The sequence below is a fragment of the Klebsiella sp. RHBSTW-00484 genome (genome assembly GCF_013705725.1).
Classification (GTDB): domain Bacteria; phylum Pseudomonadota; class Gammaproteobacteria; order Enterobacterales; family Enterobacteriaceae; genus Klebsiella.
Map to the genome: position 1 here is coordinate 5,555,498 of NZ_CP055481.1, position 13,460 is coordinate 5,568,957.

At 53.5% G+C, this 13,460-nt stretch carries 12 protein-coding genes; 9 read left to right on the forward strand and 3 right to left on the reverse strand.

Annotation, left to right across the window (positions count from 1 at the left end):
- The first annotated feature begins 200 nt into the window (after positions 1 to 200).
- The 5 genes from msrA to araC all read left to right on the forward strand — a co-directional run bounded on the left by msrA (position 201) and on the right by araC (position 7,133).
- Complete coding sequence (gene msrA / locus HV213_RS26095; RefSeq protein WP_181483888.1) at positions 201 to 839, forward strand: peptide-methionine (S)-S-oxide reductase MsrA; 639 nt, start codon at positions 201 to 203, stop codon at positions 837 to 839.
- Positions 840 to 1,018: 179 nt separating this feature from the next.
- Positions 1,019 to 2,362, forward strand: a complete 1,344-nt coding sequence (locus tag HV213_RS26100; RefSeq protein ID WP_110274423.1) for a polyamine export protein PaeA — start codon at positions 1,019 to 1,021, stop codon at positions 2,360 to 2,362.
- Between the two features lie 608 nt (positions 2,363 to 2,970).
- A complete protein-coding gene (locus HV213_RS26105; protein ID WP_181483889.1) occupies positions 2,971 to 4,203 on the forward strand; it encodes an oligosaccharide MFS transporter in 1,233 nt (410 codons plus the stop codon).
- Between the two features lie 18 nt (positions 4,204 to 4,221).
- Positions 4,222 to 6,231: a beta-galactosidase gene (locus tag HV213_RS26110; RefSeq protein ID WP_181483890.1), complete on the forward strand. Its 2,010-nt coding sequence runs from the start codon at positions 4,222 to 4,224 to the stop codon at positions 6,229 to 6,231.
- Positions 6,232 to 6,260: 29 nt separating this feature from the next.
- Positions 6,261 to 7,133, forward strand: a complete 873-nt coding sequence (gene araC / locus HV213_RS26115; protein WP_181483891.1) for an arabinose operon transcriptional regulator AraC — start codon at positions 6,261 to 6,263, stop codon at positions 7,131 to 7,133.
- Between the two features lie 67 nt (positions 7,134 to 7,200).
- On the opposite strand, the gene HV213_RS26120 is transcribed toward araC, so the two are convergent.
- Positions 7,201 to 7,407 carry a DUF1107 domain-containing protein gene (locus HV213_RS26120; protein WP_110274431.1) on the reverse strand — a complete coding sequence of 69 codons (207 nt, stop codon included), beginning with the start codon at positions 7,405 to 7,407 and terminating at the stop codon, positions 7,201 to 7,203.
- A 322-nt stretch (positions 7,408 to 7,729) separates the two neighbouring features.
- On the opposite strand from HV213_RS26120, the gene HV213_RS26125 reads away from it, so the two are divergent.
- The gene (locus tag HV213_RS26125) at positions 7,730 to 8,287 is read left to right on the forward strand and encodes a YtfJ family protein (protein WP_181483892.1); all 558 of its coding nucleotides are present in this window, start codon (positions 7,730 to 7,732) and stop codon (positions 8,285 to 8,287) included.
- On the opposite strand, the gene cysQ is transcribed toward HV213_RS26125, so the two are convergent.
- Positions 8,277 to 9,020, reverse strand: coding sequence for a 3'(2'),5'-bisphosphate nucleotidase CysQ (gene cysQ, locus HV213_RS26130; RefSeq protein WP_181483893.1), 744 nt, complete (start codon positions 9,018 to 9,020; stop codon positions 8,277 to 8,279). The two genes, HV213_RS26125 and cysQ, sit on opposite strands and share 11 nt — an antisense overlap.
- 189 nt (positions 9,021 to 9,209) lie before the next feature.
- Here cysQ and cpdB point away from each other — a divergent pair, with 189 nt between their 5' ends.
- On the forward strand, positions 9,210 to 11,153 hold the full coding sequence (gene cpdB / locus HV213_RS26135; RefSeq protein WP_181483894.1) for a 2',3'-cyclic-nucleotide 2'-phosphodiesterase: 1,944 nt from the start codon (positions 9,210 to 9,212) through the stop codon (positions 11,151 to 11,153).
- A gap of 28 nt (positions 11,154 to 11,181) precedes the next feature.
- On the opposite strand, the gene HV213_RS26140 is transcribed toward cpdB, so the two are convergent.
- Positions 11,182 to 11,559: a winged helix-turn-helix transcriptional regulator gene (locus HV213_RS26140; protein ID WP_112216241.1), complete on the reverse strand. Its 378-nt coding sequence runs from the start codon at positions 11,557 to 11,559 to the stop codon at positions 11,182 to 11,184.
- 90 nt (positions 11,560 to 11,649) lie between these two features.
- On the opposite strand from HV213_RS26140, the gene HV213_RS26145 reads away from it, so the two are divergent.
- A complete protein-coding gene (locus tag HV213_RS26145; protein ID WP_181483895.1) occupies positions 11,650 to 12,498 on the forward strand; it encodes an SDR family oxidoreductase in 849 nt (282 codons plus the stop codon).
- Positions 12,499 to 12,578: 80 nt separating this feature from the next.
- Positions 12,579 to 13,403, forward strand: coding sequence for an AraC family transcriptional regulator (locus HV213_RS26150; RefSeq protein ID WP_181483896.1), 825 nt, complete (start codon positions 12,579 to 12,581; stop codon positions 13,401 to 13,403).
- Positions 13,404 to 13,460: the final 57 nt, after the last annotated feature.

Below are 13,460 nucleotides of genomic sequence, written 5' to 3' on the forward strand. Positions count from 1 at the left end.
TTGTTTCCCCCCGAAGGAAACGAAAGTGCCGCTCCACGGCTTAACAAAACCCTAACAACTAAGGGTTGAAAAAGTGACGATAGCCCAAATTATTCTTATGGTTAAATCTAGACGTATTGAGCGTGTCTATTGTGTTAAAAGACACGCTTCGTTACAACCTTAACCACATTAACCACATTTTCTGTTTTGAGAGGCCAACCGTGAGTCTATTTGATAAAACGCATCTTGTCGCCCAAGCGGATGCGCTGCCGGGGCGCAACACGCCAATGCCGGTAGCCACACTCCACGCCGTTAATGGCCACTCGATGACTAACGTACCTGCAGGAATGGAAATCGCCCTGTTTGCCATGGGCTGTTTCTGGGGCGTCGAACGCCTGTTCTGGCAGTTGCCTGGCGTTTACAGCACCGCTGCTGGATACACTGGCGGCTATACGCCAAACCCGACCTATCGCGAAGTGTGCAGCGGCGATACCGGTCATGCCGAAGCCGTGCGCGTGGTCTACGATCCGCAGGTCATCAGCTATGATCAGCTGCTACAGGTATTCTGGGAAAATCACGACCCGGCACAGGGGATGCAGCAGGGTAACGACCACGGTACGCAATATCGCTCCGCGATTTATCCGCTGACCCCAGAGCAGAGTGAAGCGGCGAAGACCAGCCTGGCGCGTTTTCAGGCGGCAATGAATGAAGCGAACGACACCCGCGCGATCACCACCGAAATCGCCACAGCGAAACCGTTCTATTATGCGGAAGATGACCACCAGCAGTATCTGCATAAGAACCCGTATGGATACTGCGGTATCGGCGGGATTGGCGTTTGTTTACCGCCGCAGGCCTGATTTCACCGATCGGCAAGCCGCCGGGTTGAATAATTAACGCTCTGGCGGCTTTACAGTACCTTACGCTATACTACCCCGTGTTATCGCCGGTCCAGAGCCTTCGGACCGGTTTTTTGTGAATTCCACTTAGCGTTATCCACTTCCCTTCCGAGGATCTGATCCCAACGGTCAGATAAGATATGTTAAACAGTATTTTAGTAATACTTTGTCTGATAGCCGTCAGTGCGTTCTTTTCGATATCGGAAATTTCGCTGGCCGCGTCACGTAAAATCAAACTCAAACTGCTGGCCGATGATGGCAACGTCAACGCTCAACGCGTGCTCAAAATGCAGGAAAACCCCGGTATGTTCTTCACCGTGGTGCAAATCGGCCTTAACGCGGTAGCAATTCTTGGCGGTATCGTCGGCGACGCTGCATTTTCACCGGCTTTTCACGGCCTGCTGAGCCGCTATTTATCACCGGAGCTCTCCGAGCAGTTAAGCTTTATCATCTCCTTTACCCTGGTCACCAGCCTGTTCATCTTGTTTGCTGACCTGACTCCGAAACGCATCGGTATGATTGCGCCCGAAGCCGTCGCTTTGCGCATCATCAACCCGATGCGCTTCTGCCTGTTTATCTTCCGCCCGCTGGTGTGGTTGTTTAACGGCATGGCCAATAACATCTTCCGCATCTTCAAAATTCCAATGGTGCGTAAAGATGACATTACCTCCGATGATGTCTACGCGGTGTTTGAAGCCGGGGCGCTGGCCGGGGTGCTGCGTAAGCAGGAACATGAGCTGATTGAGAACGTGTTCGAGCTGGAATCACGCACCGTGCCTTCATCAATGACCTCACGTGAAAACGTCATCTGGTTCGATCTGCATGAAGATGAACAGAGCCTGAAGAATAAGGTGGCGGAACATCCGCACTCCAAATTCCTGGTCTGTAATGAAGATATCGACCACATCATCGGTTACGTTGACTCCAAAGACCTGCTGAACCGCGTGCTGGCGAACCAGAGCCTGGTGCTGACCGGCGGCGTGCAAATTCGCAATACGCTGATTGTTCCGGATACCTTGACGCTATCTGAAGCGCTGGAAAGCTTCAAAACCGCCGGTGAAGACTTCGCGGTGATCATGAACGAGTATGCGCTGGTAGTCGGGATTATCACCCTTAACGACGTGATGACCACCCTGATGGGCGACCTGGTTGGTCAGGGGCTGGAAGAGCAGATCGTCGCGCGCGATGAAAACTCCTGGCTGATTGACGGCGGCACGCCAATTGACGACGTGATGCGGGTGCTGGATATCGATGATTTCCCGCAGTCCGGCAATTACGAGACCATTGGCGGCTTTATGATGTTTATGCTGCGGAAAATCCCCAAACGCACCGATGCGGTGAAATTCTCCGGCTATAAGTTCGAAGTGGTGGATATCGACAACTATCGCATCGACCAGCTGCTGGTGACCCGCATCGACAATAAACCGACGGTGCTGGTACCTAAACTGCCGGATGCCGCGGATAAAGAAAAAGAGTCGGCGTAATTTTTTCTCGAACACAATCGTGCCCGCTGTTCCTGCCGGGCGGCGGCTGACGCCTTGCCCGGCCTACAAAACCCACACTATCAACGAATTCCGCATTTGTCGTAGGCCCGGTAAGGCGCTAGCCGCCACCGGGCGATTCCAGAGAAGTGCACTTTACCAATAAACTGAGGTGGATTAAAAATCCGCCTTTTTTATTGCCCGAATGTGAAGCGGCTCACGCCTCACTGGTGATAGCAGATTTTTACTGCTCCATAGCGAAACTTTCATGACTCCCCCTTACGCAAAAAGGTAACTTTGCTCGCGACTATACCCAAAATAATTCGAGTTGCAGGACAAGGCACTCGTGCCTTGAACAGCGCTTGCGCTGGCCCCGAAGGGGCGAGGCCGCAGGCCGAGTAACGCGGCGACGCAGTGAATCCCCAGGAGCTTACTTTAGTAAGTGACTGGGGTGAGCGAGGACAAATTCGTCAGGAACGAATTTGAACGCTGTTCACAGCGCCCGTGAGGGCGAGGCCCAGGGATGGGCCGAGTATTGCCAACGCACAAGCAACTTGAAGTATGAAGGGTATATACGATCATATTCCTGCATAAAGGAAGCGAGGGTTACCATGATAGAATCAAATAAAAATTACTATATAAGCTGTCTGTTTTTCCTGTTCTTCTTTATTGGCTGGGGATGCTGCTACCCCTATTTATCTCTGTGGCTGACGGAGACTATCGGTATTAATTACACCGATGTAGGTCTGGTTTATTCCTTCACTGCGATTATTGCCGTTTGCGTTCAGCCATTATTTGGATTTGTGTCTGATAAATTAGTTTACCGTAAGAATCTGATGTGGATGCTGGCGATAATTATTACCTTATTCGCGCCCTACTGGATTTACGTCTTCGCCCCCCTATTAAAAATTAACGTCTTTCTCGGCGCGCTGGCAGGCGGCATCTATATTGGTCTGGCCTACGGTGCAGGCTGTGGTATTTGCGAAGCCTACATTGATAAGGTCAGCCGCGCTTCCGGGTTTGAGTTTGGCCGCGCCAGAATGTTTGGCGGCATTGGCGCCGCTATCGGCACCTTTGCGGCAGGTAAGCTCTACGGGATCGACCAGAATATGATTTTCTGGCTGGCCAGCTGTGCCGGGGTTTGCCTGCTGGTGATTGTCTGGAAAATGCAGATTGATACCCGTAAACAAGGTGCAATGCAGCCTGGCAAGGCTTCACCGGTCACCTTAAGCGATGCCACATCGCTGCTGAAAATGAAGAAATTCTGGTTTTTCGCCATTTATATGGTTGGCGTTGGCGCGGTGTATGAAACCTACGATCAACAGTTCGCCATCTATTACAGCCACTTCTTTGAGAGCAAAGCACGCGGCGCAGAGGTCTTCGGCTATTTAACCACCGGTCAGATTTTCCTTGATGCCATCGTGATGTTCTTCGCCCCGTGGTTCGTCAATAAAATTGGCCCGAAAAACGCCCTGCTGTACTGCGGCATGATTATGAGCCTACGTATTATCGGTTCCGCCTGGGCTGTCGGTCCGGTCTCCATCAGCCTGATTAAACTGCTCCACGGTTTCGAAAGTTCAGTCCTGCTCGTTGCGGCATTAAAATATATTTTTGCCAATTTCAACCCGATGCTTTCCGCCACCGTTTATTTAATCGGCTTCCAGTTTTCTAAAAGCTTTAGTTCTATTTTCCTTTCTACCGGTATCGGCCATATGTACCAGAGCATGGGCTTTACCAGCAGCTACATCGTTCTCGGCGGTATTGCGCTGTGCTTTACGCTGATTTCGTTTATTACTCTCGACAAAGCCCGAACTTTTGTTCCACAGCCGATCCCCGCGCATTAATTTAAGGAGGTAAATTTTATGTCTGCTTTATATTATGGTGTTGCTTATTACGATGAATATATGCCAGAAGATCGGCTGGCGAAAGATATCGCCTTAATGCAGGAAACGGGCATTAACGTGGTACGTATTGCCGAGTCCACCTGGAGCACCCTTGAGCCGCAAGAAGGGGTATTCAACTTCTACCATATCGACCGGGTACTGGACGCCATGCATGAAGCCGGGATCGCGGTAATTATCGGCACACCGACCTACGCCGTCCCGACCTGGCTGGTGGCGAAACACCCGGACATTCTGGTCACTACTGTGGACGGGCTGCAAAAATATGGCCCACGACAGATCATGGATATCGTTAACCCGACCTTTCGTCGCTATGCTGAAAAAATTATCCGTACCCTGATGGCCCACGTGCAGCACCATCCGGCGATTATTGGCTGGCAGCTGGATAACGAAACCAAGCATTACGATAATATCGGCCGCTATATGCAGGAAGGCTTTGTGCGCAGCCTGCAAGAGCAATATTCCGATCTGGCGCAGTTGAATAAAGACTTTGGTCTGGATTACTGGAGCAACCGCATCGATAGCTGGCAGGATTTTCCGCCGGTCGAAAATACCATTAACGCCAGTCTCGCCTGCGCGTTTTCTCGCTACCAGCGCCAGCAGGTGACGGAATATCTGGCCTGGCAGGCGGAGATCGTGCGCGAATATGCGCAGCCGCAGCAGTTTGTCACCCATAACTTCGATTTTGAATGGCGCGGTTACTCCTATGGCGTGCAGCCGCGAGTCGATCACTTCGCGGCTGCACAGGCGCTGGATATTGCCGGTGTCGATATCTATCACCCGAGCCAAAAGCATCTGACCGGGCGGGAAATCGCTTTTGGCGGTGCTATCACCCGTTCGCTAAAGCAGGGCCAGAACTACTTCGTACTGGAGACCCAGGCACAGGGCTTCGCCCAATGGACACCCTACCCCGGTCAGCTACGTCTACAGGCTTTTAGCCACGTGGCATCCGGTGCGGCGATGGTCTCCTACTGGCACTGGCATTCAATTCATAACGCATTCGAGACCTACTGGAAGGGGTTGCTGAGCCATGACTTCTCGCGCAACGCGACCTGGCAGGAAGCCACCACTATCGGCGCTGACTTCGCCCGTCTGTCGCCACAGTTGGCGGATCTGCGGGCAGAAAACGACGTCGCGCTGCTGGTAAGCAATGAGGCGATGGACGCCCTAAACCAGTTCCGCCCCGGCGACGCGCAGGGCAATATTTACAACGATATTTTCCGCCGTTTCCATGATGCGCTGTACGACCACAATATCAGCGTCGATATCATCCACGACGTCAACGAAGAGACCTCGCGCTATCGCACGCTGGTTATCCCCGGGTTATACGCCGCCGACGATGGCCTGCTGGAGCGGATCAACCGCTATATTGAACAGGGCGGCAGAGCGCTTATCGGCTTTAAATCAGGCTTTAGCGATGAAAACGTGAAGGTGCGTAGCGGCACGCAGCCGGGGATTTTGCACCGGGCCTGCGGTGTGAGCTACAGTCAGTTCACTCTGCCGGAGGAGACCACGGTGGCCTCATGCAGCGCAGCGATCGACTGCAGCAAGGATAACCAGGCCGAGCTATGGATGGAGCTGCTGACGCCGGATTCCGGCACCCGCACGTTATTACGTTATCAGCATCCGGCGTGGGGCGAATATGCTGCCGCCACCGAGGCGGATTACGGTCAGGGACGGGCGATTTACGTGGGCTTCCTGCCGCAGAAGACGCTGATTAGCCAGCTGTTTGACGCCCTGACCGCGGGTCTGGATCTGCACTCGCGCACGTCTGAATATCGTTATCCGCTGGTGGTCAAAAAGATGCGCAATCGCGATGGCAACAGCATCCACTTCTTGTTCAACTACTCCGGTGAGCCGCTGGAGTTTATCAGCGAAACGGCGGGCAACGCGCTGTTGAGCGGGGATGAAGTGCGCTGCGGCCAGCCGTTGCGTCTCAAGGCATGGGAATTTAGTATCATCGAAAGTTAATCAGGCAGCGGCGCTCAGGCGGGGGAAATATGGAGCTGGATATCAACGAGTTACTCAATTTCTCACCCTTGATGAAGACCTTTACCTTCAACGCCTGGGTCGTCGCGGGCTTTACCCCCATCACTCGCGGTTCAAAGCTGGACTACTACATTAACCGCCCACAGGGAATGAAAGGCTATATCATCAATCTGACCCTGCGTGGGCAGGCACGCGCCAAAGCGGGCGACGGCTCGCTTCTGTTTCGTGAAAACGATCTTTTGCTATTCCCGCCCGGCGTGGCTCACCATTATGGGCGGGACGAACACAGCGAGTACTGGGATCATTTATGGATCTACTTCATCCCCCGGCCCTATTGGATAGACTGGCTGAAATGGGATCAATCCACCCACGGTATCGGCAAAACAACGGTTAACGATCCTGAGCAGTTGCAAAATCTGCGCGATCTTTTCTATGAGGTCATCCGCCATCACTCCGCATCCGCTCCACTTTCGGAAGCGCTGGCGATGAATGCGCTGGAGCGCCTGATCCTCAGTTGCTTCCAGCTACAGCCGATCAGCAATCGCCACGCCCACGATCCACGAATTAACGCCATCTGCGACTACCTCAACGAGAATATTGCGCAGGAGATTAAGATTGAGACTCTGGCGGCGATGGTTTTTATCTCCCCGTCGCGACTGGCGCATCTGTTCAAAAATGAGCTGGGACAAACGGTATATGCCTGGCGCGAGACCCAGCGTATCAACCGCGCTAAGTGGCTGATCCAGAGTACTTCGCTGCCGCTTAATAAAATCGCGCTGTCGGTGGGTTATGGAGATCCGGTCTATTTCACGCGAATTTTCCGTAAACATAACGGCATCCCGCCGGGCGAGTACCGTAAACGCTATGCGGAAATGAAGGGATAAGCCCAGAAACATCAACGGCTCCCGTTGGGAGCCGCCTTTTTACCGTGTTGCCATACCACTATTCAGGTTAAGCCATCTCTGTTTGCAGACGGATAACCTGACGATTGACTTCGGACATCACTGACAAATGCAGCTTGTCCCTAACCTTCGGGATAAGGATTTTGCCCTTATCGAACTCAAAAGCGCCAACATCCTTGATATACAAACGTCCACGGAACAGGATTTTCACGTACTTCGCTACTTGTAGCGGGTTGTAGCGTTGGAAAATTTTCATTGTTGTCTCCTGCCAGGGTTACGCTCTTGTGGTGCCACAGTTAGCCCACGTATCGGGAGCGCAAATTTTAATGCCCTGAAACTATAGTCCAGAATCTGAGTGATACCCAGTATGTATAAGTTTATTTACTCTTTGATGACATTAATTCAGAGTTTTCGTTTCAGGCATCCGATGAAGGTAGTATAAGTCGCCGATTTTGGACGAATTTGTGCGTTAACCCGCAAACTGGCACCATCATTGCGGGTAATGCTCATAGATCGCACTTATGATTAAAGAAGACCAAGTGGTCGGATCACCTGCAAAAATAATAAAAGGAAATACCATGACCCTACGTAGATTACTGGCCGTTTCATGTCTCCTCCTCCCACTGGTGGCGTCGGCACATAACTTTGTCGACGGTCAGCGCGTCGCGCCGGTCGGCGTGGCGGACCGGGGAGAATTAGTGCTGGATAATGATAAGTTTAGCTATAAAAACTGGAATAGCTCGCTGCTGGCAGGAAAAGTGCGCGTCGTGCAGCACATTGCCGGACGCTCATCGGCAAAAGAGAAAAACGCAACGCTGATTGAGGCGATTAAAAACGCGAAGTTGCCGCACGATCGCTATCAAACCACCACCATCGTCAATACCGACGATGCTATCCCCGGCTCGAGTATATTTGTCCGCAGCAGCATTGAGAGCAATAAGCAGCTCTATCCGTGGTCGCAGTTTATTGTCGATAGCAATGGCGTGGTGCGCAAAGCGTGGCAACTTAATGAAGAGAGTTCCGCAATCGTGGTGTTGGATAAAGACGGTCGCGTGCAGTGGGCCAAAGACGGCGCGCTCACTCAGGATGAAGTGCAGCAGGTGGTCGCCCTGCTGCACAAACTACTCAATAAATAGAGACCCGGAAGCCGGGGTTGAGGAACGACTCACGCGGCGTGTAATCAAGAGTGCGCCCCTGCCAGTCGTGAACGTGCGCCCCGGCAGCGCTGGCTACGGCGTGACCAGCAGCGGTGTCCCAGGTACAGGTCGGCCCGAAACGCGGATAAAGCTGGGCCTGACCTTCAGCCACCAGGCAGAACTTGAGCGAGGAACCGATTGAGGTGGTCTGGTGCTCACCAAGCTGCTCCAGATACTCCTGCAGCTCCGGGTCATTGCCGTGGGAGCGGCTAATCACCACCAGCGGCGGGCGTGCATCACGAACCTGAATCTGCTTATGGACGCCGCACTCTTCTTTCCATGCTTTCCCCTTTTCCGCACTGTACATGACCTTCATTACCGGTGCATAAACCACACCAAGCGTCGGTTTCCCGTTTTCAATCAAGGCGATATTGACGGTGAATTCACCGTTACGTTTGATAAATTCTTTGGTACCGTCCAGCGGGTCTACCAGCCAGTAGCGCTGCCAGTGTTGGCGGATTTCCCATGCAGGCGGATCCTCTTCCGACAGAACCGGGATATCAGGAGTCAGCGCCAGCAGGCCGCTAATAATCACCTTATGCGCTGCAATATCCGCCGCCGTGACCGGAGAATCGTCCTTCTTGCTGGCAACATCCATCGGCTGTTTTCCATCGTAAACGTCCATGATGGCATCACCCGCGATCCGTGCAAGCTGACATACTTGTTCTAACATTCTCCACCTCTTCTGGTTACAGTGGCGTTAACTCGTTGTTTTATTTATATCGCATCATGGTGAGTTCCGCTATCTGTGATAACGCTGGCGGTTTCATTGACCGTTTTTCTGGCATGATTCACATTTCTATAAGCAACAGAATGTAAAAACATTTTCTTCTGTGTCATAGCTCATGAAAGGATGCCTCTGATGATTAAGTTTAGCGCAACGCTGCTGGCCACGCTGATCGCTGCCAGCGTAAATGCGGCAACGGTCGATTTACGAATTATGGAAACCACCGATCTGCACAGCAACATGATGGACTTTGACTATTACAAAGATACCGCGACGGAAAAATTTGGTCTCGTACGCACCGCATCTTTGATTGAAAAAGCACGTCAGGAAGCCAAAAACAGCGTGCTGGTTGATAACGGCGATGCTATCCAGGGAAGCCCGCTGGCTGACTATACGGTTGCTGAAGGGCAGAAAAAAGGCGATATCCACCCGGTATATAAGGCGATGAATACCCTGGATTATGTGGTAGGCAACCTCGGTAACCACGAATTTAACTATGGCCTCGAGTTCCTGCGCAAAGCGCTTTCGGGTTCGAAATTCCCCTACGTAAACGCCAATATCATCGACGCCACGACCAACGAGCCGATGTTTACCTCCTATCTGATTCAGGATACCCAGGTTCAGGACCACGATGGTAAAACTCACACATTGCGTATTGGCTATATTGGCCTTGTGCCGCCGCAAATCATGAGCTGGGATAAAAAAAATCTCCAGGGTAAAGTCACGGTCAACGACATTACCGATACCGCGCGAAAATATGTTCCAGAGATGCGAGAAAAAGGCGCTGATGTGGTGGTGGTGATCGCCCACTCCGGCCTTTCTGCCGATCCCTATCAGGCGATGGCGGAAAACTCCGTTTACTATTTAAGCGAAGTTCCCGGCGTCGACGCCATTATGTTTGGCCACGCTCATGCGGTGTTCCCGAGCAAAGATTTCGCCGATATTAAAGGCGCAGATATCGACAAAGGTACGCTTAACGGCGTTCCGGCGGTCATGCCAGGCATGTGGGGAGATCATCTTGGGGTCGTCGATCTGGTGCTAAATAACGACAGCGGTAAATGGCAGGTCACCCAGGCGAAAGCCGAAGCTCGGCCAATTTATGATGCCGTCGCAAAAAAATCGCTGGCGGCGCAGGACAGTAAAATGGTGGCGGTATTAAAAGCCGACCATGACGCTACACGCGAGTTCGTCGGTAAACCGATCGGTAAATCGTCGGACAACATGTACAGCTACCTGGCGCTGGTACAAGACGATCCGACCGTGCAGGTGGTGAATATGGCGCAGAAAGCCTATGTCGAGAACCGTCTTGAGGAGTACCCGACCCTGGCGAAACTGCCGGTACTTTCCGCCGCCGCGCCGTTTAAGGTTGGCGGGCGTAAAAACGACCCGGCTGGATTTGTTGTCGTGGAAAAAGGTGAGCTAACCTTCCGCAACGCGGCAGACCTGTATCCGTTCCCAAATACTCTGGTGGTGATGAAGGTCAGCGGCGAGGAGCTCAAAGAGTGGCTGGAGTGCTCCGCCGGGCAGTTCAACCAGATCGACCCAACCAGCAGTAAACCGCAGTCTCTAATCAACTGGGACGACTTCCGCACCTATAACTTTGATGTCATTGACGGCGTGAACTATCAGATTGATGTCACGCAACCGGCGCGCTATGACGGCGAATGCGGCGATGCCAACGTACAAGCCGAGCGGGTTAAAAACCTGACGTTTAACGGGAAAGCCGTTGATCCAAAAGCCAGTTTCCTCGTTGCCACCAACAACTACCGCGCCTACGGCGGTAAATTCAAGGGCACCGGCGAAGACCATATTGCCTTCGCCTCGACCGATGAGAACCGCACAGTGCTGATAGACTGGGTTGGCGCACAGACGAAGAAAAACGGAGAGATCCGCCCGACAGCGGATAACAACTGGCGCCTGGCGCCCATCCACAGCAAAACGCCGCTGGATATTCGCTTTGAGACTTCACCGGGCGACAAAGCCGCAGCGTTTATTAAAGAGAAAGCACAGTATCCGATGCACCAGGTGGCTACCGACGAGATTGGTTTCGCCATTTATCAACTGGATTTGAGTAAGTAATGATCTGTTAGCCGGGAACTCTCCCGGCTCACGCCACCTGCTCGTGGTTCGCCAGAACTGCGGGCAGATTAAGTTCTATCCAGTCAGCCAGTTCCGCCACCTTCTCACTCACCTGCTCACCGAGCGGAGTCAGACTATATTCAACATGCGGCGGTACAACGGGATACGACACGCGATCGATAAACCCATCCAGCTCCAGCGCCTGCAGCGACTGGGCCAGCATCTTTTCGCTCACGCCGCCTATCTTGCGGCGCAGATCGCTAAACCGATGGGTGCCATCACGCAGGGCCACCAGAATCAGTACGCCCCAGCGGCTGGTCACATGCTTGAGCACTTCGCGCGATGGGCACTGTTCGGCAAACAGGTTGCCGTTGCGTAGCTGCTCACTCAACGTCAGATTCGCCATATTCATACTTACCTTTTTGTACGTACTTACTAAAAGTTAGTTAAGGTGTTAGCTTACCACAACTACTCATGAACACGAAGGAGAAGACCCATGATCGCAATTACTGGTGCTACCGGCCAGCTTGGCCAACACGTTCTGGAAAACTTGTTAAACACCGTCCCTGCGGGCCAAATTGTGGCTATCGTGCGTAACCCGGCCAAAGCCGAATCCCTGAGCCAACAAGGCGTGGTGGTTCGTCAGGCTGACTATAGCGATGAAACCGCGCTGACCGCCGCCCTGCAGGGTGTCGATAAACTGCTGCTGATCTCATCGAGCGAAGTGGGCCAGCGCGCCGTCCAGCACCGCAACGTGATTAATGCCGCTAAGGCCGCTGGGGTGAAATTTATCGCTTATACCAGCCTGCTGCACGCCGATACATCCCCGCTGGGGCTGGCGGATGAACATGTCGCCACCGAGAAAATGCTCGCTGACTCCGGCATTGCGTATGCCCTGCTGCGCAACGGCTGGTACACCGAAAACTACCTCGCCAGCGCGCCGCCGTCGATTGAGCATGGTGTGTTTATCGGTGCCGCCGGTAACGGCAAAATCGCCTCCGCCACCCGCGCTGATTACGCCACCGCTGCGGCTCGCGTTATCGCTGAAGAGGGTCATGCCGGGAAAGTGTATGAACTGGCAGGCGACGACGCCTGGACGCTGAGCGAACTTGCCGCAGAGCTGAGCAAACAAAGCGGTAAAAACGTGGTATATCAAAACCTCAGCGAAGCCGACTTCGCCGCTGCGCTGAAAGGCGTCGGCCTGCCTGACGGGCTCGCGGACATGCTGGCCGACTCTGATGTTGGCGCATCAAAAGGCGGCCTGTTTGACGACAGCCGCACCCTGAGCGCGCTGATTGGCCGCCCTACCACTACGCTTGTTGAGAGCGTCAAAAGCATCCTGTAACTGTTACAAGCTGGTTAATTTTTGTAGCATCCCGGCGGGCCATCCTCAATAATGAGAGGATGTTCGTCGGGAGTGATTGCATGCAAGGCGTACCAGAACAGTTCAACGATGAAAAAGACAGCGCGCGCTTTCGCCACCTGGCGCAGGTGCCCGGCGTCGAGCTGTACCATGCCCACATTTCCCGCTACGCCTTTGAACCACACACCCACGAAGCCTTTGGTATTGGCGCGATTGAACTCGGTGCCGAGCGTTTTCGCTATCGCGGCAGCCAGCACGTGGCGTCGGTCAACTCCATCGTCACCATGAACCCCGATGAACTGCATACTGGCGAGGCGGAAACCGCCGATGGCTGGCGCTATCGAATGATTTATCTCGATCCGCATATGCTGGAAGAGGTGACCGGCGTGCGCCACTGGTGGTTCAGGGAAGTGGTGCGTCAGGACCCGCTGCGCTCCCGGCAAATTGGCAATTTGATCTACGGCCTGTGGCACACCGACGATCCGCTGGCGCAGCAGGGTCTGCTGCTGGATTTAATCGACACCTTCCGTCCGTTCGCCCACCACGCCGCTATATTGCCCGAGGCTGCTCACCGCTTTGAGCGCGTACGCGAATATCTGCACGACAACTATATGCGCACAGTTACCCTGGATGAGCTGGCGCAGGTGGCGGCGCTCAGCCCGTATCATTTCCAGCGCCAGTTTAAGGCCCACTTCCACGTTACGCCGCACCAGATGCTGATGGCTATCCGCCTGTGGCGCGCCAAAGCTTTTCTCACCCACGGCATGCCCGCCGCCGATGTCGCCCTCGCCGCCGGATTGGCCGACCAGTCGCATCTGACCCGCGCTTTCACCCGCCGCTATGGCATTACGCCAGTGCGTTATCAAAAACAGGTTCTCCCGCGCTAAAGCGCAACCTCATACAATATTCTCGCATTCACCCTACCTATACTTTCGCCAACAGAA

What these genes read in the sequence shown, in the direction of transcription:
- HV213_RS26100 (WP_110274423.1), top strand. Translation starts at nt 1,019, where the DNA reads ATGTTAAACAGTATTTTAGTAATACTTTGTCTGATAGCCGTCAGTGCG.
- cysQ (WP_181483893.1), bottom strand. Translation starts at nt 9,020, where the DNA reads ATGTTAGAACAAGTATGTCAGCTTGCACGGATCGCGGGTGATGCCATC.
- HV213_RS26140 (WP_112216241.1), bottom strand. Translation starts at nt 11,559, where the DNA reads ATGGCGAATCTGACGTTGAGTGAGCAGCTACGCAACGGCAACCTGTTT.
- HV213_RS26105 (WP_181483889.1), top strand. Translation starts at nt 2,971, where the DNA reads ATGATAGAATCAAATAAAAATTACTATATAAGCTGTCTGTTTTTCCTG.
- araC (WP_181483891.1), top strand. Translation starts at nt 6,261, where the DNA reads ATGGAGCTGGATATCAACGAGTTACTCAATTTCTCACCCTTGATGAAG.
- HV213_RS26145 (WP_181483895.1), top strand. Translation starts at nt 11,650, where the DNA reads ATGATCGCAATTACTGGTGCTACCGGCCAGCTTGGCCAACACGTTCTG.
- HV213_RS26110 (WP_181483890.1), top strand. Translation starts at nt 4,222, where the DNA reads ATGTCTGCTTTATATTATGGTGTTGCTTATTACGATGAATATATGCCA.
- HV213_RS26120 (WP_110274431.1), bottom strand. Translation starts at nt 7,407, where the DNA reads ATGAAAATTTTCCAACGCTACAACCCGCTACAAGTAGCGAAGTACGTG.
- HV213_RS26125 (WP_181483892.1), top strand. Translation starts at nt 7,730, where the DNA reads ATGACCCTACGTAGATTACTGGCCGTTTCATGTCTCCTCCTCCCACTG.
- HV213_RS26150 (WP_181483896.1), top strand. Translation starts at nt 12,579, where the DNA reads ATGCAAGGCGTACCAGAACAGTTCAACGATGAAAAAGACAGCGCGCGC.
- cpdB (WP_181483894.1), top strand. Translation starts at nt 9,210, where the DNA reads ATGATTAAGTTTAGCGCAACGCTGCTGGCCACGCTGATCGCTGCCAGC.